Raw genomic sequence first — 19,616 nt, forward strand, 5'->3', positions numbered from 1 at the left:
CCAAGACGATCTTCGACGAGGAAAAGACCATCGGCGTTGACACCTCCAAGGTCAACATCCCCGACACCTTCACCCAGAAGTACGCCCAGGCCGCGCTCAAGCTCGAGGGCTACACCGCCACCACCACCCCCGCCGGCAACGACGGCTAATCTCTTCCCTCTATAGCTAGCCCCCAAACGATCGGCCTGCGTGGTAATCCACGCAGGCCGATTGTTTTGTTTGTGGGTGCTTTGGCCGTCGATCAGGTGCGGGCCAGGTTTGGCGGCTTGAGGGCTGTTGGGAGAGTACGACGGCGGTGGCCCCGGGTTCTCTGCCAGTCGTCCACGCTTCTTCGTGCCGAGGCTCGGGACGAAGTGGTTGGAGCCTCCGAATACTGCTTGGATCCCGATTTTCCCATTCTTCCGAGCTGAGTGTGTGCGGGTCTCCGGCGGACGCTTATATCACACCCCTGTCCCATTGAGTGGCGGAAGTTCCAATTTGAGTGTGTAAAACCTCGAAACTGAGTGGTGTCGGAATTGAAAATTGAGTGTTTATCTGCGCTGAGGCTATTTCATTAGTGAATCTTCAACGATGAGATTGAGACGGATCATCTTCGTTCGTCGACTTCAATTAAAACTCTTTTGATTTATTTGCTAAAAGTACTTGACTAAATTGCCACGCCTGCATATTTTCGTCCTGAGGCATCCGCTTCAGCAGACGAGACCATTTCTCGTTTACCCAGCGCAAACATCGCCGTTCCTTATTCTGTGTTGCGGATTGATGTTTGTCTGATGTTCGCTGGCGCATTTGTATCGAGAAAGTTGGGGGAATGAAACACCGTATTGGGATCGCCGCGCTAGTCGTCGCTGCCACTTTTTCTACTACCGGGGTGGCATATGCCGTACCCAAAGCGAGCGGAACCTGGGCAGGCAACGTGTCCGCGAAAGTGACGGCGGCAGCGCCATCGTCTGACAAACATGGCAGGCTCAAACTCGACCCGTCGAGCAAGTCGGCACACGGCCCGCGTGCCACAGTAACTGTCCCAGACAGGATTGGGGGCGCAGTCACAATCAGCCAAGGTCTGGGAAAGTCGATTTCCGTCGGCCTTCCGAAGGTTGGCTCAGGGGAGAGCGCAGCGGTTTCGACGGACGGAGCTGCCGTGTTTGGTGAGTCCGGTGATTCCGCTTCCCTCGCAGTGCAGGCGTTCGACGGCGGAGCGCGTATCGCAACCGTGATCACTTCGGATGCCGGCGCTGAAGTCTTCGACTACCCGGTCTCTCTTCCGGAAGGCGGGAGTCTGAAATTGGTGCCGGAGGGTGGAGCTTTGGCGATAGATGGGGCTGGAAGCCTGATGGCTGCTTTCGCTCCCGCCTGGGCGAAGGACGCATCAGGTCGCGAAGTAAAGACCTCATACGAGGTCCGGGGCTCAACCCTGCGCCAGGTAGTCAAACATCATGGCCGGGGCTTCAGCTACCCGATTGTGGCCGACCCATATTATGGAATCGACCTCATCGACCACGCTTCCTGGTCCCGGCAAGCCGACGGGTGGATCTTCGAAGTGACCCCCACGGGCTGGGCGAGGGCTTTTCCAGGCAGCTACTGGGTAGGTACCTACGACTGGGACGAGCTGTACACAAAGTACAGGTACGCCGGTCTAAATACGAACCTGAACGGCATGCGTGACCAGCTCATCTGCCACCAAGAGTATGTTGCCATTCGTACCCCCAACAAGGCGACGTGGAACCTTGACGAATGGCGCCCGGACGTTGGGTACTGGGATACTGTCCTTTCCAACTGCAATCCTGGAGGCGCTCGATGGTTCGACTGACGCCGACAAAGCGGCTTGTTAGCTTAGCGGCGATTGGCTTCTCGGCGTCGCTGGGCCTGTCAGCATGTTCAGCGGCAGCGAATGTCTCGGATACGCCAACCACCGTAGATGAAGGGCGGGCAATCGCTCAGGCAGTCGCCGACAAAGCCGGATGCGGGTCGTTCGAGGACTACATCGTGAACGGACCGCCGGACCGGTGGAAGTTCACCTGCCAATTCAACGACGACATGTTTGGAATCATCGCCTACGGCTCACCCAAAGCAAGAAGCGAGTACGAAGCCCAATTGAGGGAAACCGGTTGGCAATATTGGTCCCAAGATTCATACACGATAGTGGCTCCCTGGAGACCCGCAAGTGGGTCAACTAGCCAAAGCCTTGAGCCATTCAAGAAGGCCTTGGATCACGCGAAAACGCAATCAGCCGGATAGACAAAGGCGGTCACCCATTGTGTGGTGGCCGCCTTTGTCATTTACTCTTCGAATTTGGCGATGTGAACTGTTGGAATGAGGCCGCTACTCCAAGGTTGTTTCGACCTGCCGGAGCCAGTTCCTCCAGGCGCTTCATGTCTTGTTCGGATGGTTCGACAGCGGTGGCCGCCAGGTTCTCTGCTAGCCTCCGCGCTTCTTGGTGCAGCGGATCCGGACGACGTGCTCGCCCAGGTGCACCGCATGACGTCGCGGATCCGTCATTAGTGGCCCTTCCTGCTTCTGGCTCTGGCGTCAGGGCTGCGGCTGACGATGATGGGGCTGAGCGCGGTAGTGTTCCTGCTGGCATTGGCTCGGAGAAGGCAGAGGCGCGCAGGTCCTGAAGGCCGGATTGATGCTCCTAGGGCAATCCGGCATTCAGAGCTAGTTCCGATTCGACAAATAACAGGCGATCATCATCTCGGTTGGGTATCGCGCTTGAATCTTGTTCTGCTGACTGTCCACACCGTGATCCAAAGCAGGATGACGACGATCAACGTCTCGGTCCCATTGGGAGCAACACCGAACAGTACCGAGACAACGTATGGAACGACGAACACAAGTAACCCCGTTGCTACCGCGGCAAATACAACAGCCCGACCAGTCATCTCGCAGACCTCCCTGACAGCCTTCGACGCTTCCACGCAGGACGATTGTTTAATTTCCGGTACTTGTCGAGGCGTGGAGTTAGAGCTGCCGCGTACTGCTTCGATCCCTCTTTTGCCATTCCTCGGACCTGAAGAACTTTTCTAGCTCCGGTCCTGCATTCTCCGAGATACGTGCACCGTCATCGGTCACGTCAAACAGAGGAAGGTAGCCCTTTTGCCCCGCCAATTCATTCGCGATCACCAAAACCGACTTATCCTTTGCGGACACTGACTCACCGCTGATCACTCGCTCCGCAATGTGCTCGCATCCGGAAATTTGCATTATGACCATAAGGTCGAAGTTCCTTAGCTCATGCTCATGCCAGATGCTCTTTCGTTGAAGAGGCCCGTAGGTCGTGTCGCAAGCTCTGCTTTCATGGCTTGTCATGGAACCACCGCTAGGAACAGAATCGATTTCCGTACGAGGCGCATCTTCATCTCCATCGGAAGGCCGGCGTTCAAAAACAGGACGATCGGTCTGTTTAAACTAGGCCACGACGCTTTGGAGGGTCAACCCCTTGGCGGCCATCAGAGCCTCGTCCGAACGGAGCCGCGGGAACGGCCCCGGATCTCAAAATTGATAGTGAGCTATTGATTTTTCCCATCAGTCTCAACTAGTGTCTGACCACCACCGATGATGAAACGAGAAAATCTCGCTCCGTCGGCAGACTTTTGGGGGAATTCGTCATGCCTAATGGTCGTAATATCCTTTGTTCAATCGCACTATCTTCAGTTCTGGTTTTCTCGGGCACCAACGCCGCCAACGCCCGGGCCGTCACCACCGAGTCGACTGCGGCTCCGGCCGCTCCGATTGTCGGTGCAACTACGGAGCCGCAGGTCGCCAAGGTCCGGAACGTCTGGCAAGACAACTTTTACAGCGAGGGGACGTGCAAAAGGGCCTCCTTCCCGATCCTTTATATGCACCGTTATATTCTTGACTATCGCTGTCTTCAGAATCGTCCCGGTTCTTTCAACGCCGGCCGCTGGTCGCTTTGGGTTCTGGTTCCTGATTCTGTCTAAACGAAGCGGAGGTCGCCACGCCCTATGAAGGCAAAGAGTGAAACAACCAGCGGCCAGCAGTTGCGCCCTGTCCGCGAAGGTTCCTCGGTGGAAGTATGTGGACGCCTGTTCACCGGAACCGACGGGAACACTTATGCGCGTCCGAGACTTCACCCCGATGAACCGCACACCAGTTTGAGGGAACAAGCCGAATGGGACTCGACGCCAAACAGAATCAGAGTCACGGGCTTGGGAACGCAAGAACGGCAGTTCGGCGGAGCCGAGGGCTCTTGGCATACCATTCGTGGCATTCTCAGAGGCATGTGCATCGAAGCCAACGCAGTGCTCGATCCTCCCGAGCACTGGCTCGACACCTGGGCGGGAGCAGCCTCTAGATACTCAGAGTCGGACCCTCATGCGCCAACCGAGTGGTTCCTTAGCCCAGACCGCCAGGAGTTCCTGGAGAGAATCTTTGCCATGATTGATGAGCGTAAAGACTTTTGTCCGCGTATCTCGTCGGGACTTAGCGGTACCGATAACGGCACCTTCTGCGTCAACATAAATATCATGGCGATCAACGAGAGTTTCGCGGCTTGGGCAGAAAACTACAGCCCGGATGACCTCCTTGTCCGATCTTTCGTTAGGGCCCTCTAGGGGCAGATTCATAACGACGCTAGGCAATCATCGGCATAAGCAAGGGCGGCCAGCACGGATAACATGGTGGCCGCCCTCGCTTGCCAGTGTCTAGGTGTCGATGCTGGCCATATTGGGATAGCGCGCTCCGGCAGTTGACCCTGCGGGGGCCAGCTCGTCCAGCCGCTTCAGGTCCTCTTCGGAGAGTACGACGGCGGTGGCCCCCAGGTTCTCTGCCAGGCGTTCGCGCTTCTTGGTGCCGGGGATCGGGACGATGTGCTCACCCTGTGCCAGCAGCCAGGCGAGGGCCAACTGTCCGGGAGTGCATCCCTTCTGGTCGGCGAGTTCTTTCACCCGGTCCACGAGTTCCAGGTTGCGCTTGAAGTTGTCGCCTTGGAAGCGAGGGGAGTGGCGGCGGAAGTCGTTCTCCGCGAAGTCCGCCTCGCTGCGGATCTGCCCGGTCAGGAAGCCGCGGCCGAGGGGACTGTAGGGAACGAACCCAATGCCTAGCTCGGCCAAGATCGGGAAGACCTTCGTTTCGGGCTCCCGTTCCCACAGGGAGTACTCGGTTTGCAGGGCGGTGATCGGATGCACTGCGTGGGCGCGACGAATGGTGTCCGGTGCTGCCTCCGAGAGTCCCAGGTGCCGGACCTTTCCAGCCTGGACGAGTTCGGCCATGGCGCCTACGGTGTCCTCGATGGGGACGGTCTTGTCCACGCGGTGCTGGTAGTACAGGTCTATGTGGTCGACGCCGAGGCGTTGAAGGCTAGCGTCACAGGCGGAGCGGACATATTCGGGGGTGCCATTGACGCGCAGGAAGGATCCGTCCTCGCGGCGTTCGTTCCCGAACTTCGTGGCCAGCACGACATCGGCGCGGCGGCCAGCGATGGCCTTGCCGACGAGCTTCTCGTTGGTGAAGGGCCCATACATGTCGGCGGTGTCCAACAGGCTGCCGCCGGCGTCGAGGAAGGCGTTGATGGTCGCGACGGATTCGCGGTCGTCCCCCTCGCCGTAGAACTCACTCATGCCCATGCAGCCGAGGCCGAGGGCAGAAACGGTCAATGAACCAAGTATGCGGTTTTCCATGGGGTTCTCTCCTGTAGGTGGCAGAACGTGCTGGACGGCAGGACGGTGCTCAGAGAGGGGTGCGGGTAGGGCCACTATAGGCACGTGCGCGATGAGGCCACAACGTTGAGGGCAGGCAGAGCGGCCAAGCTACTGACTGGCAACTTCGGATTGGCCGAACAGTTCTGCATCGAGTTTGTCGAGCGCTTCGGGATACCCGGCCACATCGATGGGTCCGCGTGTGGTCTGGAGTGAAACCACCCGGAAACCGGGGCCGAAGTTGACTCTGGCGAAATCCGACAGCTCCAAGTGCCTGCGGTCAAGTGGGATCCGGCCATTCACGAGGAAAGTAGCTGGATGGACCCATGATCCGTCCCGAGACTCATTTGTCACGAAGTCAACAAGCGGTGCGCGAACGGAAAGCAGGCCGCGCACCCAGCCGTTGGCCACGCCGCCGGGTAATGGTTCGGGCGAACGAATCCAGAATTCCGTCCACCCGCGCCGTCGCCATAGCTTGAACCTGAGTCGGTTGACTACACGGGCTACCACTAGCGAAACGATCCAACTGGCCACCAAAATGATAAAGAATATGGGAAGTGAGTTGGGTTTTTCCCAGCCGAGCGACAGCAGGACGATCAAAGCAAAAGCCGCGCTAACGGCATAGCCGAGGCCGATCGCAATCAGACGTTTGATCCTCGGTTCCTTCCCGGCCATGCCACACTATAGGCCGGGTTCCTGCCCGGTGTCCCAGATATGGACCCGCTGGCGAAGCGTCCTAAGCGCCGAAGCGTTCAGCGAAGTATTTGGCTGATTCGATGGACTCAATCCCTATCATCCAACAAAACACGACGGGGGCCAGCGCGATGAGCAGGAAAACCGCCGCGGCTGTGATCCAAAAAACCTCTCGCGGCAGGGTAAGAATGGAGCGCACAGACGCCACAGCAGCCATTGCCGGAATGGTGACGGACGCTGCCATCACCCACTGGCGTTTGGGAATCTCGGTACTGTAGTGCGAGCCGGGCCTGTCGTCTGGATCAAAGTCGAATCCGAACCAGATGGCAAGGAAGGTGGACACCGCCGTCAGGCACAGGACCGCGGCGGGAAAGTAAATTGGTGTTGGAACACGACATGCCTTCCGGCTAATTCGACCGGCAATACGGAATCAGGAAAAGGGAAATGAGCAAAACCGCGCTGCGCGCCACGAATGTCAATCAGGTAGTGGCACGATGACCGCGCCGCTGCGGGTGTGCTTGCCCGATCAGAAACTCCTGGACGCGATGGAACCTTCCGTCGACGTCGACTTCGTGGTGTGGGACCTGACCGGTCCTGCCCCGGCGGACGAATTCGACCTGCTGGTGCCGCCATACATGGGGCGGCCAGACGCGCTCACGGCGCTGGAACGCGTGACGGTCAGGCTCGTGCAAAGCCAGTCGATAGGGTACGACGGCGTCGCTGACGTCTTGCCGTCGGGATGCGTTTTCGCCAACGCGGCGGGAGTCCATGAGACGTCGACGGCGGAACTCGCCTTGGGGATGATGATCGCCAGCCAACGGGGGATTCCGGAATTTGTGCGTAACCAGGCGTCCGGTAAGTGGGGCTACGGCCAGCGACCCAGCCTGGCGGACCGCCGCGTTCTCCTGGTTGGCTACGGGGGAGTAGGCAAAGCCATTGGAACCAGGCTGGTGTCGTTCGAAGCACTGGTGATGCGGATGGCAAGCCGCGAACGGGACGATGATTACGGGCGGATCTACGGCATCGACTCACTGTATGAACAATTGCCGCTGAACGGCGAACTCCTGATCACGGACAGTTGTACCACCAGCGAGTGCAATTCATGACGTGGCACATTGGGCACCAAATAAGTACACAGGGAAGAGTCGCCGTTCCAGCAAAAATACATGGAGCACAGCACTGGACAAGTCCCGCCCAGTTGTACTGGCAACAGGTACCGACTGGAGCACCATATGGCACGCAGCAGCTGTCCCGAGCCGCGATCACGCCCTGTGACAAGAGGCCTTTCGAGTACTCGCTCGGCTGCACCTCTCGAACAACGTCACCATCGGTCCAAAAGACCATGATCGCATCTCGATCGTACTTCCTGGCCCCGTTCTGTCCCACGGAACATTGTCACTGGGCGTTGGCGCCGCAGAAGCGGCGTTCGCGCCGGCCGTACCGAGCGCGACGGATGCCGCTCCTGCGAGTATTCCCTTGAGAATTCCTCTTCTTCCGAACATGATTTACTCCCTAATGTTCTGTCATTTGCCTAGGGTGCGATAGTTGACGGTACCGAGTAGCCCAATCAGCAACGCGCCCGAAATTGTGATCACGACGTTGCTGATACCTAGTGGGCCGGACGTGAACATTCCGAGAACGACAATGGCGGCAATTCCCAGGTTTCTGGTTAAGAGGATCAGACGAACCTTCTGCCTTCCGGACCCCGCGCATCCACAATCTGTCTCGATTTTCCGAATGAGGACGGTGCCGATCGCGATCGAGAACACGAGTAGCAGAAGCAGCAGGATTACCCCAGCGGCAATCGTGAGATAGCCCGTGGCAAAGAGCATGCCCAGAACAAACTCGGTGGGAGGCAGATACGAGGCAATGAGTCTGGTTTGGATCGGGCTAGTGAGCCTGTAGCCCATCACTTGAGTCCAAAAGTCTGCAATACGGCCGAACTTTGATGTGCCCGACCAAATAAAGTATCCACCGCCAATAAGCCTGGCAACATCCAAGAAAATATCCATGCAAAACCCCCCAATCATCCAAACGGTGAACTGCTGTCTCCAACCTGCCTCGGCGAGGCTCCGGGTCCGCCGTCGTCGCGACAAACCCAAGCTTTTCAAACCATTACCTAGGCGCTATTTGTTCTGGAATTGTTGAGGCGACCCCCTCGGCGTGTGAAGCTGAGATGATCCATCGCCGCAGGCCGTTTCCAAGGCGACCGCAGGACCGCCCACGAGCACCCCTCGAGTGCTCTTAGCAATGACCCGTATTCCGTATCCCTGGGAAGGGAAAGGTATTTGGGCAGTCGTTGCGGCCAAAACGCCTGAGATCGGAATCGTCGCCGCGTCGATGGGCTTGCAGCGCCCGACGATCTTCCCGTCCGCGACGGCGATGGAGACCGTCATGCGAACAACGAACCAGGTCCAGGCCACGACGCTGGTCGCGATGACGGTTCCTGGCAACACGATGTTCTCTGCTTGTGCAGAGATGCCCAAGAGGATTACTGAGGCGCCGTCAATTCCCCAGATCACGCCTTTGGAACTACCTGCCAGCCGGGCCTCTGAAATCAGCACGTCTTCCCCCAATCCCGAGGCTCACTTAGACCTGCCTCTCTACGATCTTCTGGACGGCCATTCGGACCCCCGCTGCCGCATTTGTGAGTAGATGATCCAGGCAATGGAGCCTGCAAACGGCAACACAAGGATCGCGACGGTAATCGCTACTTTGACTGGAGCGGGAAGCCATTTTGACGCTATCAGCGACGCAAGTGCGACGATTACCAACACCAAATAGAAGACGGCGAACACAGGACCTGCCCAAGAGTTGACGGCTGGGTTGACCGGATCAAACCAGGTCGCGAGGTTTGCTCCCGCTGCGGCTAGGGACAGAATCCCCATGATGATCTGATTGAAAGAAGACGCGATGGTGGCAACGATCACGAGCATTACGGCGGCGGAGATGGTCAGAAGTTTCATGACGCAGTCATCCACGTCCCAAGGCAAGCGATGAGCCGGCAAGTTGGTGCCAATTCATGATCCCCCCAAGGGTTAGGTCGACATAGTTTGGTTAGGAAGATTGGTCAGTTGTTGAGCTACTGACTCCCAATCCTGAAAGAAAGATAAAGCTGCGAATGCCCGTCTCCGTGTGGATTCGGTCAATCTCCGTGCGTTTTTGGCGAATCTCCGTGTGAAAATCGCCAAATTCAGTGGAGAAGAGCCGGCATCTACGTGTTTGGTGCTACGTGTGTCTAAGTGTCACCCACGCCGTCGTTGTGCTCCCGCGACGGAACCACACAGGAAGTGAACGTAACCGCCCGGGTGCCGGGCGCCGTCGTACATCCACCTCCGCGACGCAACGCGCCGTCTAGTCAGGCTGATCGAATCCAAGCGGGCCGGCTCGCCAGCGCGTTACTGGCCGAAACAAAGGGAAGATTGGTTGACATGACGTAAGTCACTTTTTATATGCTGGAATAGGTCAAGCAGCTGGCTTTCTCGATTTAGTACGAGGAGGTCAGTCATGGCACCTATTCAACCCGGTCACCCCCATCTTCATGGTCAAAGGGCCGGCCACCTCGATGTTCGAGCTGCACGGCGGAGTGCAGTTTGGACGGCGGACACTTCCAGTGAAGCCCTGCGGGGCTACCTGCCCAAGCCGAGCGCGGTTCAACAACTGTTTCGGCGATGGCCATTCGTGCCCTCGCGGGAATTGGAACGCATCCGTCGCGTGCTTCTTCACTGCGACGAAATAGCCCACCCGGCCGCAACCCACCGCCTCTCCGAACCAGCCCAGGCGTTGCTGGATCTCGTGACGAGCGAGCTGGAGCGGCGACGCGAATCGGGACATTATCATCCGCTCAGCAACGGCCCGGCTACCGGGCACCCCGCACTGCCCAAGGTTGCTCCCCCAGACGCCGTCGGCGAGAACTTCTCTGATGGCGGGACACTTTGAAGTGTTCACTGACAACGGGGGTAGCTGCAGGGTGCGGCTGGTTGACGAACTCGGAAAAGAGCTTGCCGTCTCCTCACCATTCCGGGACACGGACGCAGCGGTCCGCAGGATCTATACCTTCCGTGAGATCGCGGCGAGCGGACTCATTGAAGACCACCGCTCGCGATTCTGAGCTATGTGCGCCGCCGCCGCAGCAGTTACTTCTTCGCCGAACGCGGCTTCGCGGCTTTCGGCGGAAGAGTTGCGACGTAGGCGAATGCCTTCTCGACCCATTCCGCTGTTTGCTCGTCCTTGTCACTCAAAGCTTCGGGGAGGCCAACGTAACCACCCATGGCGCGACCTTCCGGGCCGAACGGAAGCGTTTGGTGACAGGCCTCCAATGCCTCGCGGTCGGCGTCGGAAAGCTTGGCCGATCATCGGGCCGAACAGTCCGGCGAACATATTGCCGTTCACGAAGGCGCCCAGGTTCCCGAACATCGGCTTGACGACGACATCAGGGTTCTCTGGCACCACCGCGCGGAAGCGGTCTTTGTCGGCGTCGGACGGTTTGGGGATCTGCATGTGCGTACTCCGCGGTAGGGGATCGAAAGCCTAGGACTGCATGCAGCATACGACGGCGGGATGCTGGCTGCCAGCGTCGGGGCACCGTTCTCCTTATGAAACGGGAACAGGTCAAACGAGGAAAGTAGGATGGGCGGATGTCGAGTTCACCGGAAAACGAACCTGCAGACCAGCTTCAAGGCATTCTTGATCTTCAGTCTGTTCTGGTGCGCGCAGAGAATGCCTCTGAATTCCTTACCGGGCTCACTAAGCTCGCCGCTGCCGCGATGTCTGAAGCGGCCGGCGACGCGATCGAATGCGCCATCACCGTCAAAGTCAGACGCCGGCCCCTTACTGCTGCGGGCGGCAGCTCACGCGCCGTGCAAATTGACCGGTTTGAGCAGGCGATCGGTGACGGCCCCTGCATCGCGGCACTCCGGGAGATGTCTCCGGTGATCATCGACGACGGTTCGACAGATCTGCGCTGGCCGGCGCTCACGAAGAAATTCGCAGAGATAGGCGTTCATAGCTCGTTGGGGATTCCCATGGAAATCAGCGAGGACGCCAGTGCCGCACTGAACTTTTTCGCATCCAAGCCAGGTGCATTCACCCCCGATGTCTTCAACAAGGCCGTGGGCTTTGCCGCTGCTGCCCGCAACATACTCCAACTGTCCGTGCGCATCGATTCCGCCCATCACCGGGCAGAGGACCTGGAATCAGCCATGCAAAGCAGGACCGCCATCGACGTGGCCTGCGGTGTCATCATGGCGCAAAACCGATGCTCGCAGGCTGAAGCGATGGAAATCCTTACCAAGGTCTCCAGCAACCGCAACCGCAAGCTACGGGACGTAGCCACCGAACTGATCGAACAGCTCTCCGGCAACGGGATCGAAACTCACTTCGAGGGGTAGGAGCAGGCCAGGGCGCGGAGTGCCGTGGCAGTTTGGATGGCCCCGGTAGGACCGCTACTTGTGGATGGGCTTGGTCAACGCGAGGCTGATTGTCTGGCCGGGGGCGAGCTCCCCAGTGGGTAGGTCGATGAAGGCGTACCAGACACGGTCGGTGCCGGTGAGCGGGCGGTTCGCCCACTCCAGATCAGGCATTCCGAAACGGAAGGAGATCTGGCGTTCGGTGTCCCCGGGTGCAGTGGTGTAGGTCTGGGGGATCCCGTCGGCGTCGGCAGTGAAGCTGCCTTGAGCCCCGTCGATCTTCAGCTCTCCTGGTATCAGTCTCACCCTGGTCCCCGCGGGGATGGGCCGGTCCCCGGCCAAGGAGGTGTTGTACTGCAGCAACTGCTCGGTGGTGCACCGGAATTTGTAGCCGATGCTATCGAATGAGTCCCCCTCGACGGTCGTATAGAAGATGGTCTGCCCGGATGAATTGTTGACCGTCGTTCCTTTACCGGATCTGCTGTCAACGGGATTTTTCTGTAGCTGGATGTGCTTCCCGGCACGGAGAAAGTAAGTGCTGCCCCTCTCGTACACGTACGGGACCTTGTTCGCTTCCGCCAACTGCTCCTCCGTGATTCCGAACCGGTAGGTGATCCCGCCCAGAGTGTCACCGGCCTCGATGACGTAACTGGTGGGGATGCCGTTCCCGTCAACGGTAGCGGTCCCCTTCGCGCCGTAGATCGGACCCGGAACCGGGATCAGTCGAAGCTTCGTATTGGGTGCCAATGCGTTCACGGGCTGAAGTCCATTGAATTCGGCGAGTTCCTTCTCCGTGATGTGGAACGATGCGGCCACCGCTGCAACAGTGTCTCCGGAGACGGTGGTGTAGTAATCCACGTTCCCAAACGAATCGGTAACCGTCGGCCCCGTCAGGGAAGACTTCCCGAGGCTGGACGGCGTCGCAATGGCGGTGGCGCTCGGAGCCGCAGCCGTGTTGACCGGACCCGTTACTAAACTCGAGGCCACGAGTATGCAGGCCGCGACCGCCGCTGCCGCGAGCCCCGCAGCGGCGAAACGCACCCAATGACGTTTGGCCCGTGTGCGGTGGAAGTCCTGGACAGATCCGCCGACCGCGATGTGAGTGACATCGGAATTCACGAACGAGAGAGACCGATCGCGGCTGCGGTCCAATTCCTCGTCGGTGATCATGAGCGCAGGATCGGCAGCTGACAGCAGATCGGCGAGGGAAAGGTCCTTGCTCATTCTGTTGCTCCTTCTGACACTGTCTGCTCCTGAAGTATTCGGCCTAGTTCCTTGCGAGCCCGGTGCAGGCGCATTCGCACGGCAGTCGCCGTCGTGTTGAGGAGATGGGCCACTTCGACGGCGGTGAGTCCGTCCCAATACGTCAGCAGCAACACCTCCCGATCCTTCGGACCTAGGTGGTCGATGGCATCCCGCACGGCGGATTCCTCCGTGGGTGTCCCGGGGACGCGCTCCGACAGCAAAGCACCGAGGAGCCCCGCCGACCGGGACAAGGACCTGTCATGGTTACGGAGCACGTTCTTGGCTATTCCGAAAATGACGAGCACCGGGAGCTCAGCCTCCTGTCCGGACTTTTCCCAGGCAATCCTGAAAACCTCCGCGCACAGATCCTCGGCGGTGGCGGTGCCGTCCGTCCTGCGCCGGAAATAGCGGTAGATACGGTCGTGGGACCCCGTGTGGGCGGCAAGGAACCGTTTTTCCCTCTCCAGATCCACCCGTTCCCCCATTGTTTGCAAGCTCATGCCCAGTTAATGTCCGGCAGCCAACAAACTGTAACGAGAATCTTGAAAGAATCTGGGCCATTCAGAAGATGCCCGGCGAGTCACGAAGTGGGGGCCAGCGATTCCCGATCAGTTGACACAACCATTCGTGCAAGAATCGCGGCATGGATGAGGATGAGCGGCAGATGAGGCAACAATTGATGCTCCACGAGGCCCTGGTGAGGGCGATGGATCGGCGGGACGAGGTCTTCCAGGTGATCGAGGATTCAGAGGACGTGGACGAAGCAATCCGTCGGGTGGGTCAGCTGTTGGGCGTGGGAGAGCTGGGCAGCCGTGCAGTCCTCAACCTGCAGGCCAGAAGATTCACCCGCGACCAGCGTGAGGCAATCGCTTCCTATGCAGAAGAACTCAGATCAAGGTTGCCCGATGGGCGCTGAACTGGTCGCGAGGCGTTACTCGGAGGAAGCTCGGAGAACGCAGCTCCCTGTGCGCGCTGAGAGCGTGACGCTTGAGGATTCAGGTCGGTGCACCATGCGGGATAGACGCGGAAACCGCGCTTGCCGGGATGAAGGTCGGAGCTGACGTATCCGAGCGAGATCAGGTGCGCCTTGGTGAATTGGAAGACCCCGAATCGTTCCTGCCCCTCTACGAAGACAAGCAGTCCGGACATCGACTCTTCAGCCGTGAAGGGCCTGGTCGAGCCGCCTTCACCGCGCTTCCACACCGCGACGAAGGCGCCGGGTTTCGTCGGTGTGATCCGGGCCGTGCGGATTCGCCACTGCTCGTTCCCGATGCGGGCGGCCCCAGATTCGTAGTCACTGTTCTGTTCTTCAACCTGGACGACAGGCTGAGCATCGGCAAGAGCAGGCACAAGGTCGATGAAACGCTTGAACGCGTGGAAATTCACTCTCAAACTGTATTCGCTCAAGAATCCGGCCTGAAGCCTGTCCGGTTGACGGTCCCTCAGCGTGGGGGTGTGAGAAGCGCTTTCGACCAAAGATCCTGATGATGCTGTGCGTATTCCGTTGCAGCCCGCCAGTGGTCCCCATGGCCTTCGTCATACATCGAGCCCCACGGTTCATGCCCCGAGTCATGGGAAGACTTTAGAAGGTGATACATCGCCGCGGCGCGCTGAGACATCGCTTGTGGAAGTTGTTCGCGCGTACGTCGATCCGCATCGTACCCACCAATGAAGGCCGTCAAATTCTGCGCGGCTTCCTCTGGCGCCTGGTTCGTATCTGAGAGCGTGAATGCTTGGGCGGCGTAGGCCAGGTCCCACAGTCGAGTGCTCGGTGCGGCAGCGTCCCAATCGATAAACGTCCAACGATCACCGATGATGAGGTTCCACGGCGCGAGATCGTTATGGCAGATCAACTCTTCGCCCGGTGATGGGATCGCCACGGTCCACCGCGCGCCACGCGGTGGAACGAATGACTCGCTCGCGTCGTGGATCGCGCGGACCATCGCTCCGACACGATGAAGTTCCGAATGCGTGAGTGGCTCTGACTCGAGCGCGAGTCGCCCCGGAATGAACTCGGTGATTTGTCGGCCCTGCTCATCCTGGCCTAGGACCGCTGGCACTTCGACGCCAGCTTTCCGAACAGCTGTCATGAATTCGAAGACGCTCGGTGTCGAGTCCATCCACGGCTTGCGGACCGTTGATCCAATGCGTACGACGCCATCGCTGGCATTGCCACCTTCGAGTATCTGCTCGGCATCCATTACTCGATGCTAGCTCCGTCCGTAAGCCGATCCTTCACCGTGCGACGGAAGGTCCATAATTTGGAGATGCAGCTGCCGTCTATGGATCCAATCTGGTTTATCAAGGCACCTTTCGAGCGAGTCGTCACCGAAACGACTGAATGGCTCAATCGGCCGGGAGGCAGAAGCTTCACACGTCTCCGCGAACCGCTCCCGTCCATGCTTCAGCGCCTCGAACCCTGGGCCATGCCCTCGTGGAAGCAGCTCGTGGTGTCGACCACCGCCGATGAATGGACTGCCATCTTCAGCCAGGGCAGCGATATAGGGACAGCGAATGTTGTCGGCACGCGACTCGACTGCCTCAACATCCGCACATCCCACCAACCCCACATCACCCACGATGGGAAGATCGTCAGCTTCGGCAGCACTGCGCTCTGGATCCATTCGGGAGCGCGGCATGTTCGTTCCATCCAGGCTAGCTATCAGTCCCGCTGGCTTTGGACGCTCTTCGGCGATCCTCAACCTTTTGAGAACCTCGATAAGTACACGGCCAAGAAGATCCCGGACCGGTTCACGTTTGAGTCTTTGAACGAGTACTGCCGCGCTCTCGGCATCGAGCGTGACAACTCGGGTTTCTACGGTTCAAACGGGCTGCTCGTTGAAGAAGACACGAGTAGTTGGACTAGCAAACCGGGCGCGCATGTAGACCGCTCACTCCCGATGATGCGTCCGGTGAGGGAACCCGTACCGGACGCTTCGCGGAGGGGATGACGCCGAAGCAGGACAGGAGCGTCTGCGGTCAGCCTTCGTGCCCGAATTCTTTCCTCACTTAGACGGCGGATTCTTCCAACGCCTCCGGCACCGGCAACCGATTCAGCCATTCCCTGGCCTCCTCGACGGACGTGAAGTATCCGTGCGGGCACTCCTGCTCACGCAACAGGGCCGCGGCCATCACCCGGTCGACCACTGTGGCCCCGACCAGTGCCACAGCGGACACAAACCGCGTCCCCTGCAGCGTCACTCGGGACTCGAGACTCATAAACACATCCACGACCTCGACGAGCATCGGCTGCAGCCTGCCTCCGGTCACTCCCCGGACGGCCGCGACGACAGCGTGAACATCATCGGCCGACACCGACGAGCCCGGCACCCACCGCAGATGGAACGTACCCTCCGCATCCACATTCAAGATTGCGTTTGCGCAGGTCAACGCGATTTCCAACATGGCCCCCCCTTAGTCCTCAGATGAGGCTAGTGGTTCCCGAGGCGCAAATGTGATTTATCGAACATTTTCGTTAATTCTTCCGTCGAGCGAAGCCCCATCCAGGCGCCAATGGCCCACCGTCTGCAAACAGGTTCCTCAACGCATGCTGGACCCGTCGCCACAAACTGCTCTCCGAGGTCGCCTTGCTCATGGGGATAGCGTACACATCGGGACACTTGCGGAGCTCTGGCCGTGATGGCGTCCCATTATCCGATCCCTCTACGGGACGCTATCGATACCACTCGGCGTGCAGGCTCGTCGATGTAGTGGTCGCACCAATAGCGTGGCCTGTGTACGGGTCGCGGGCTTGGGTTATTGGGCCCAGATGCTCCGAACGTTTTCTTGCGCGGTGATGAGCGGTGGCGTTTCGATGGTGATCGACCCTTCATTGAACCCCAGGGCGGCCCAGTCATAAACCAGACGCAGCGAACCGGCCTGCGGCGCCGGCCACAACCAGGCGTTCATGCGATAGTCGTAGTTCTCGCCCGAGCCTCGGCCCCCGCCTCCGCTCATGGTCAGCTGCGTACCCTGTGGTTCCGCTCCGTCGAACGGATAGCGGTGAGCCATGACGCCGCCGATGGCCTTGGATCCGTCAGGCAGTTCCACTCCCACCCGGAGGGATCCTTCGGCAGTTCCTCTGCGGAACGGACGGTGCGGTTGGAGGTTATCCATCAGCTCAAACCATTGCTCGTCTGTCATGTCGGTCTGACGGCTGGCGCGTACGGAGAAAGCGAACACGCAGCCCGCGCGGTATACGTCGATGCGACGCAGGCACAAGGCGGCACCAGGCCGGCGAGCAAGAACTGTCGTCACCGGGACCGGAACAGGCAACTCGTTCTCCGGCGGGCTTACCCAGATCGGCGTTTCTACTGGTGCGGGACGCGGTTCTGCCGACCGCTCAACCTCCGGAAAGAATGACATGGCCCTCACTCTCCCACCAGCCGATGGACATGTCGACCCTGCGCGCAGGGGATCCTCGAACGGGCCACTCCGGTGATCGGGGCGACGGATTTCCAGAGGGGATTGCGCCGTTCTGGTTCAGACGGATTCGTTCTGTCCTGAATCCGCCAGCGTGATGCCGGCAACAGACCAGTTCTCGCGGGGGAGCTCGTGCAAGATCACCCGGATCGTGTCGGGACGGATTTCCATAATCTCAGCGTAAGTGGCCGTGAGCGCAGCCAGCAGCTGACGCTTCTTTTCCGTGGAGGAGGGGGATGCATTGAGAACCTGAATGAGGGGCATGCACAGATTGTGGCATCCTCCGAGGAGGAACGAGTGGACTCCGGCTCCTCACGGGCCTGATGCGTTTCGAAGTGAGCGAATCGCGCTACCGTCCGCAAGCGCACGCTGAGGGATCCCGCTTCGGGCACCGCTCTGTTACGTTCGAAACATGCTCGTCGTCCTGCGTGGTAACTCCGGTTCCGGTAAGAGCACCATCGCGGCGGTGCTACAACAAGCGCTGGGCTGGCCGACTGCGATCCTCAGTCAAGATCATTTCCGGCGGATCGTGTACCGGGAGCGGGAACAGGAGAGCCTCGCCCACGCGGACCTTCTTGAAGCCGCGGCAGCTCACTGCCTCAGCGCAGGGCATCACGTCATCCTCGAAGGCATATTCAACGCGGAGCGGTATTCGGCGATGCTCGAACGCGTCGCCGCCCAGAGCAACGACGCGAGGTTCTTTGCCTTCGACCTTACGTTCGATGAAACCGTCCGCAGGCACGCTATGCGGCCACAAGCGACAGCCTTCAGCGAGGAGGAGATGCGGGCCTGGTACCACGGCTGGCAGCCGTTAGCTTTCGTAGAAGAAGAGCGCATCAATGCATCGGAATCGCCGAGCCGAATCGTGGCGCGCGTTCTCGGCGCGGACGCCCGATAGCCGATCCTTCAGCGTGCACATCGCGCGGAAGCCAGGGGGCGTTCGCTTCGATTATTTGGCCGGGGGTTCGCTGAAAGGGAAGCGAGATGTGGTGTCCCAGGTGAAGGCGCCTCGGTTGACGTCCTGGTGGACCGCTATGAAGTGCACTTCGTTGATGGTCAGGGGAGGCAGGGCAGGTGCCCTCAGATGGTCGGACGCTTGTTGAATAAGTTCGGTACTGCCTTCGGCCAGGGCGTACCCCAAAGTGAGATGAGGGTTGAAAGGGGGCTCCGGGCAGCGACTGGCTCTTGTTGATGGTGTCGGCGGCGGCGTCGCGGACCGCCGCAGTCAGTTTCGCCCATGGTGGCGTATTCGTCCCTCTGACCCCGAGCGAGTAATCATCCGCCTCCGGTTCGCCCAGCTCGACGCTGAACGACTTGGTTTCGGCGGCGAGGCTCTTGAGCCTGGCCATGAAGGCGTCCATATCTTCGGGGCTGACCTCGTCGGAGGTAACCGCGAACTGCTGCACCGTTGCATGCAGGTAGTCGACTGGCTGGATGGAGCAGTAGTCGAACGCCGCCAGGACGCGCTGACGTTCTCCCAGCGCCGATCGGAGGTCGGGGGCGGGCAGCGCGTAGACGTGCAGGCGGTTCCGCATAGACGGCCACAAGGTCACGGGGTGCCCAAAAAAGCGCTTCACGGGCAAACCGTAGCGTCATCGTATGAATCGGAGGTGAACCGCCCGCCTGGTGGGCAGCACGGCGCAACCGTCGGGGTGCCTCGTTGGATTCTACGGTCATCCCTTAGATCGAGCCCTGAGCGGAGAGCGCGCGGGAGCGGCTCGGGAAGGCGCCTCACGCGCCTTGGTGGTGCGCGTCAGTCGATCCGTCTGGGGCTCTCTTAGCGGCCAAGCACCGAATCCGCAATCTGCCGCGCGGCTTGGTCCGGTGTGATGTGTGTGGTGTCGATGACCTCAGCTTCATCGTGCAACCAAGTACGAGCTGCCTCGGCGTATGGCTCCAAGTACGCGAAGCGGAACGTCGAGGGTCCGAGGTCTTTGTCGTTCTGTATGCGGTCGCGGAGCGTGGCCTGGTCAGCGTGGAGCACGAAATGCTGGATCGGTATGCCGTGCTCCGTAAGACCATCGCTCCTGACTTGGCTCATTTGCTTAGACGATATGAAGTGGAACGGGTCACCTGCCCGTCCGGGGCAGTCCATTATCGCCGGGCGGTCCTGCGGCGCCGGCGTGAGCTGATTTGGTTGCCCTGACGCGGGGATCGGCGCTGAAGGACCTGTTCCCGGCGGTGATGTCCTTTA

At 59.6% G+C, this 19,616-nt stretch carries 23 protein-coding genes and 1 pseudogene; 9 read left to right on the forward strand and 15 right to left on the reverse strand.

Annotation, left to right across the window (positions count from 1 at the left end; translation table 11 throughout):
- Positions 1 to 808: 808 nt before the first annotated feature.
- Positions 809 to 1,807, forward strand: a complete 999-nt coding sequence (locus tag AB4074_RS23255; protein ID WP_441415508.1) for a DUF2599 domain-containing protein — start codon at positions 809 to 811, stop codon at positions 1,805 to 1,807.
- Positions 1,808 to 3,962: 2,155 nt separating this feature from the next.
- On the forward strand, positions 3,963 to 4,571 hold the full coding sequence (locus AB4074_RS23260) for a hypothetical protein (RefSeq protein WP_441415509.1): 609 nt from the start codon (positions 3,963 to 3,965) through the stop codon (positions 4,569 to 4,571).
- 90 nt (positions 4,572 to 4,661) lie between these two features.
- On the opposite strand, the gene AB4074_RS23265 is transcribed toward AB4074_RS23260, so the two are convergent.
- The 3 genes from AB4074_RS23265 to AB4074_RS23275 all read right to left on the reverse strand — a co-directional run bounded on the left by AB4074_RS23265 (position 4,662) and on the right by AB4074_RS23275 (position 6,690).
- Positions 4,662 to 5,636 (reverse strand): aldo/keto reductase, encoded by a 975-nt coding sequence (locus AB4074_RS23265; protein WP_441415510.1) that lies wholly within the window; start codon positions 5,634 to 5,636, stop codon positions 4,662 to 4,664.
- Positions 5,637 to 5,765: 129 nt separating this feature from the next.
- Positions 5,766 to 6,329, reverse strand: a complete 564-nt coding sequence (locus tag AB4074_RS23270) for a hypothetical protein (RefSeq protein ID WP_441415511.1) — start codon at positions 6,327 to 6,329, stop codon at positions 5,766 to 5,768.
- A gap of 61 nt (positions 6,330 to 6,390) precedes the next feature.
- The gene (locus tag AB4074_RS23275; protein ID WP_441415512.1) at positions 6,391 to 6,690 is read right to left on the reverse strand and encodes a hypothetical protein; all 300 of its coding nucleotides are present in this window, start codon (positions 6,688 to 6,690) and stop codon (positions 6,391 to 6,393) included.
- 151 nt (positions 6,691 to 6,841) lie between these two features.
- Between AB4074_RS23275 and AB4074_RS23280 the strand changes: the two genes are divergently transcribed.
- On the forward strand, positions 6,842 to 7,453 hold the full coding sequence (locus AB4074_RS23280) for an NAD(P)-dependent oxidoreductase (protein WP_441415513.1): 612 nt from the start codon (positions 6,842 to 6,844) through the stop codon (positions 7,451 to 7,453).
- A gap of 417 nt (positions 7,454 to 7,870) precedes the next feature.
- On the opposite strand, the gene AB4074_RS23285 is transcribed toward AB4074_RS23280, so the two are convergent.
- The 3 genes from AB4074_RS23285 to AB4074_RS23295 all read right to left on the reverse strand — a co-directional run bounded on the left by AB4074_RS23285 (position 7,871) and on the right by AB4074_RS23295 (position 9,313).
- Positions 7,871 to 8,359 (reverse strand): MauE/DoxX family redox-associated membrane protein, encoded by a 489-nt coding sequence (locus tag AB4074_RS23285; RefSeq protein ID WP_441415514.1) that lies wholly within the window; start codon positions 8,357 to 8,359, stop codon positions 7,871 to 7,873.
- A 114-nt stretch (positions 8,360 to 8,473) separates the two neighbouring features.
- On the reverse strand, positions 8,474 to 8,911 hold the full coding sequence (locus AB4074_RS23290; protein ID WP_441415515.1) for a hypothetical protein: 438 nt from the start codon (positions 8,909 to 8,911) through the stop codon (positions 8,474 to 8,476).
- A gap of 39 nt (positions 8,912 to 8,950) precedes the next feature.
- Positions 8,951 to 9,313: a hypothetical protein gene (locus AB4074_RS23295; protein ID WP_441415516.1), complete on the reverse strand. Its 363-nt coding sequence runs from the start codon at positions 9,311 to 9,313 to the stop codon at positions 8,951 to 8,953.
- Positions 9,314 to 10,061: 748 nt separating this feature from the next.
- Here AB4074_RS23295 and AB4074_RS23300 point away from each other — a divergent pair.
- Both AB4074_RS23300 and AB4074_RS23305 read left to right on the forward strand, forming a co-directional pair.
- Positions 10,062 to 10,286: a hypothetical protein gene (locus AB4074_RS23300; RefSeq protein ID WP_441415517.1), complete on the forward strand. Its 225-nt coding sequence runs from the start codon at positions 10,062 to 10,064 to the stop codon at positions 10,284 to 10,286.
- Positions 10,270 to 10,458: a YegP family protein gene (locus AB4074_RS23305; RefSeq protein WP_441415518.1), complete on the forward strand. Its 189-nt coding sequence runs from the start codon at positions 10,270 to 10,272 to the stop codon at positions 10,456 to 10,458. The genes AB4074_RS23300 and AB4074_RS23305 overlap by 17 nt, the downstream gene beginning before the upstream one ends.
- A gap of 25 nt (positions 10,459 to 10,483) precedes the next feature.
- Here the strand turns inward: AB4074_RS23305 and AB4074_RS23310 are convergent.
- A pseudogene (locus tag AB4074_RS23310) lies at positions 10,484 to 10,847 on the reverse strand (TfoX/Sxy family protein).
- 137 nt (positions 10,848 to 10,984) lie between these two features.
- On the opposite strand from AB4074_RS23310, the gene AB4074_RS23315 reads away from it, so the two are divergent.
- Complete coding sequence (locus tag AB4074_RS23315; protein WP_441415519.1) at positions 10,985 to 11,737, forward strand: GAF and ANTAR domain-containing protein; 753 nt, start codon at positions 10,985 to 10,987, stop codon at positions 11,735 to 11,737.
- A 54-nt stretch (positions 11,738 to 11,791) separates the two neighbouring features.
- Here the strand turns inward: AB4074_RS23315 and AB4074_RS23320 are convergent, their stop codons facing one another.
- A complete protein-coding gene (locus AB4074_RS23320; RefSeq protein ID WP_441415520.1) occupies positions 11,792 to 12,979 on the reverse strand; it encodes a LysM peptidoglycan-binding domain-containing protein in 1,188 nt (395 codons plus the stop codon).
- Positions 12,976 to 13,500 carry an RNA polymerase sigma factor gene (locus AB4074_RS23325; protein WP_441415521.1) on the reverse strand — a complete coding sequence of 175 codons (525 nt, stop codon included), beginning with the start codon at positions 13,498 to 13,500 and terminating at the stop codon, positions 12,976 to 12,978. The genes AB4074_RS23320 and AB4074_RS23325 overlap by 4 nt, the downstream gene beginning before the upstream one ends.
- Before the next feature lie 143 nt (positions 13,501 to 13,643).
- Here AB4074_RS23325 and AB4074_RS23330 point away from each other — a divergent pair, with 143 nt between their 5' ends.
- Positions 13,644 to 13,916 carry a DNA gyrase subunit A gene (locus AB4074_RS23330; RefSeq protein ID WP_441415522.1) on the forward strand — a complete coding sequence of 91 codons (273 nt, stop codon included), beginning with the start codon at positions 13,644 to 13,646 and terminating at the stop codon, positions 13,914 to 13,916.
- On the opposite strand, the gene AB4074_RS23335 is transcribed toward AB4074_RS23330, so the two are convergent.
- Together AB4074_RS23335 and AB4074_RS23340 are read right to left on the reverse strand one after the other, a co-directional pair.
- The gene (locus AB4074_RS23335; protein ID WP_441415523.1) at positions 13,874 to 14,386 is read right to left on the reverse strand and encodes a MepB family protein; all 513 of its coding nucleotides are present in this window, start codon (positions 14,384 to 14,386) and stop codon (positions 13,874 to 13,876) included. The two genes, AB4074_RS23330 and AB4074_RS23335, sit on opposite strands and share 43 nt — an antisense overlap.
- A gap of 56 nt (positions 14,387 to 14,442) precedes the next feature.
- Positions 14,443 to 15,201: a phosphotransferase gene (locus AB4074_RS23340; protein WP_441415524.1), complete on the reverse strand. Its 759-nt coding sequence runs from the start codon at positions 15,199 to 15,201 to the stop codon at positions 14,443 to 14,445.
- Positions 15,202 to 15,267: 66 nt separating this feature from the next.
- On the opposite strand from AB4074_RS23340, the gene AB4074_RS23345 reads away from it, so the two are divergent.
- Positions 15,268 to 15,951 (forward strand): hypothetical protein, encoded by a 684-nt coding sequence (locus tag AB4074_RS23345; RefSeq protein WP_441415525.1) that lies wholly within the window; start codon positions 15,268 to 15,270, stop codon positions 15,949 to 15,951.
- A 58-nt stretch (positions 15,952 to 16,009) separates the two neighbouring features.
- On the opposite strand, the gene AB4074_RS23350 is transcribed toward AB4074_RS23345, so the two are convergent.
- The 3 genes from AB4074_RS23350 to AB4074_RS23360 all read right to left on the reverse strand — a co-directional run bounded on the left by AB4074_RS23350 (position 16,010) and on the right by AB4074_RS23360 (position 17,686).
- Entirely contained in the window at positions 16,010 to 16,405 is a 396-nt protein-coding gene (locus AB4074_RS23350) for a DUF7793 family protein (RefSeq protein ID WP_441415526.1), read from the reverse strand.
- 351 nt (positions 16,406 to 16,756) lie between these two features.
- The gene (locus AB4074_RS23355) at positions 16,757 to 17,365 is read right to left on the reverse strand and encodes a hypothetical protein (protein WP_441415527.1); all 609 of its coding nucleotides are present in this window, start codon (positions 17,363 to 17,365) and stop codon (positions 16,757 to 16,759) included.
- A gap of 117 nt (positions 17,366 to 17,482) precedes the next feature.
- Positions 17,483 to 17,686, reverse strand: a complete 204-nt coding sequence (locus AB4074_RS23360; protein WP_345452718.1) for a tautomerase family protein — start codon at positions 17,684 to 17,686, stop codon at positions 17,483 to 17,485.
- A gap of 148 nt (positions 17,687 to 17,834) precedes the next feature.
- Between AB4074_RS23360 and AB4074_RS23365 the strand changes: the two genes are divergently transcribed.
- Positions 17,835 to 18,320: an AAA family ATPase gene (locus AB4074_RS23365; protein WP_441415528.1), complete on the forward strand. Its 486-nt coding sequence runs from the start codon at positions 17,835 to 17,837 to the stop codon at positions 18,318 to 18,320.
- An 879-nt stretch (positions 18,321 to 19,199) separates the two neighbouring features.
- Here AB4074_RS23365 and AB4074_RS23370 read toward each other — a convergent pair.
- Positions 19,200 to 19,463 carry a hypothetical protein gene (locus AB4074_RS23370; RefSeq protein ID WP_441415529.1) on the reverse strand — a complete coding sequence of 88 codons (264 nt, stop codon included), beginning with the start codon at positions 19,461 to 19,463 and terminating at the stop codon, positions 19,200 to 19,202.
- Between the last annotated feature and the right edge of the window lie 153 nt (positions 19,464 to 19,616).

The sequence above is a fragment of the Arthrobacter sp. 2MCAF14 genome (assembly GCF_052115645.1).
Classification (GTDB): Bacteria; Actinomycetota; Actinomycetes; order Actinomycetales; family Micrococcaceae; genus Arthrobacter.

Excerpts from the sequence above, each read along its gene's own strand:
- AB4074_RS23255 (WP_441415508.1), top strand. The coding sequence starts at position 809 with ATGAAACACCGTATTGGGATCGCCGCGCTAGTCGTCGCTGCCACTTTT.
- AB4074_RS23330 (WP_441415522.1), top strand. The coding sequence starts at position 13,644 with ATGGATGAGGATGAGCGGCAGATGAGGCAACAATTGATGCTCCACGAG.
- AB4074_RS23350 (WP_441415526.1), bottom strand. The coding sequence starts at position 16,405 with ATGTTGGAAATCGCGTTGACCTGCGCAAACGCAATCTTGAATGTGGAT.
- AB4074_RS23260 (WP_441415509.1), top strand. The coding sequence starts at position 3,963 with ATGAAGGCAAAGAGTGAAACAACCAGCGGCCAGCAGTTGCGCCCTGTC.
- AB4074_RS23315 (WP_441415519.1), top strand. The coding sequence starts at position 10,985 with ATGTCGAGTTCACCGGAAAACGAACCTGCAGACCAGCTTCAAGGCATT.
- AB4074_RS23270 (WP_441415511.1), bottom strand. The coding sequence starts at position 6,329 with ATGGCCGGGAAGGAACCGAGGATCAAACGTCTGATTGCGATCGGCCTC.
- AB4074_RS23340 (WP_441415524.1), bottom strand. The coding sequence starts at position 15,201 with ATGGATGCCGAGCAGATACTCGAAGGTGGCAATGCCAGCGATGGCGTC.
- AB4074_RS23280 (WP_441415513.1), top strand. The coding sequence starts at position 6,842 with ATGACCGCGCCGCTGCGGGTGTGCTTGCCCGATCAGAAACTCCTGGAC.
- AB4074_RS23370 (WP_441415529.1), bottom strand. The coding sequence starts at position 19,463 with ATGAGCCAAGTCAGGAGCGATGGTCTTACGGAGCACGGCATACCGATC.
- AB4074_RS23325 (WP_441415521.1), bottom strand. The coding sequence starts at position 13,500 with ATGAGCTTGCAAACAATGGGGGAACGGGTGGATCTGGAGAGGGAAAAA.
- AB4074_RS23365 (WP_441415528.1), top strand. The coding sequence starts at position 17,835 with ATGCTCGTCGTCCTGCGTGGTAACTCCGGTTCCGGTAAGAGCACCATC.
- AB4074_RS23285 (WP_441415514.1), bottom strand. The coding sequence starts at position 8,359 with ATGGATATTTTCTTGGATGTTGCCAGGCTTATTGGCGGTGGATACTTT.
- AB4074_RS23295 (WP_441415516.1), bottom strand. The coding sequence starts at position 9,313 with ATGAAACTTCTGACCATCTCCGCCGCCGTAATGCTCGTGATCGTTGCC.
- AB4074_RS23355 (WP_441415527.1), bottom strand. The coding sequence starts at position 17,365 with ATGTCATTCTTTCCGGAGGTTGAGCGGTCGGCAGAACCGCGTCCCGCA.
- AB4074_RS23345 (WP_441415525.1), top strand. The coding sequence starts at position 15,268 with ATGCAGCTGCCGTCTATGGATCCAATCTGGTTTATCAAGGCACCTTTC.
- AB4074_RS23265 (WP_441415510.1), bottom strand. The coding sequence starts at position 5,636 with ATGGAAAACCGCATACTTGGTTCATTGACCGTTTCTGCCCTCGGCCTC.
- AB4074_RS23360 (WP_345452718.1), bottom strand. The coding sequence starts at position 17,686 with ATGCCCCTCATTCAGGTTCTCAATGCATCCCCCTCCTCCACGGAAAAG.
- AB4074_RS23320 (WP_441415520.1), bottom strand. The coding sequence starts at position 12,979 with ATGAGCAAGGACCTTTCCCTCGCCGATCTGCTGTCAGCTGCCGATCCT.
- AB4074_RS23305 (WP_441415518.1), top strand. The coding sequence starts at position 10,270 with ATGGCGGGACACTTTGAAGTGTTCACTGACAACGGGGGTAGCTGCAGG.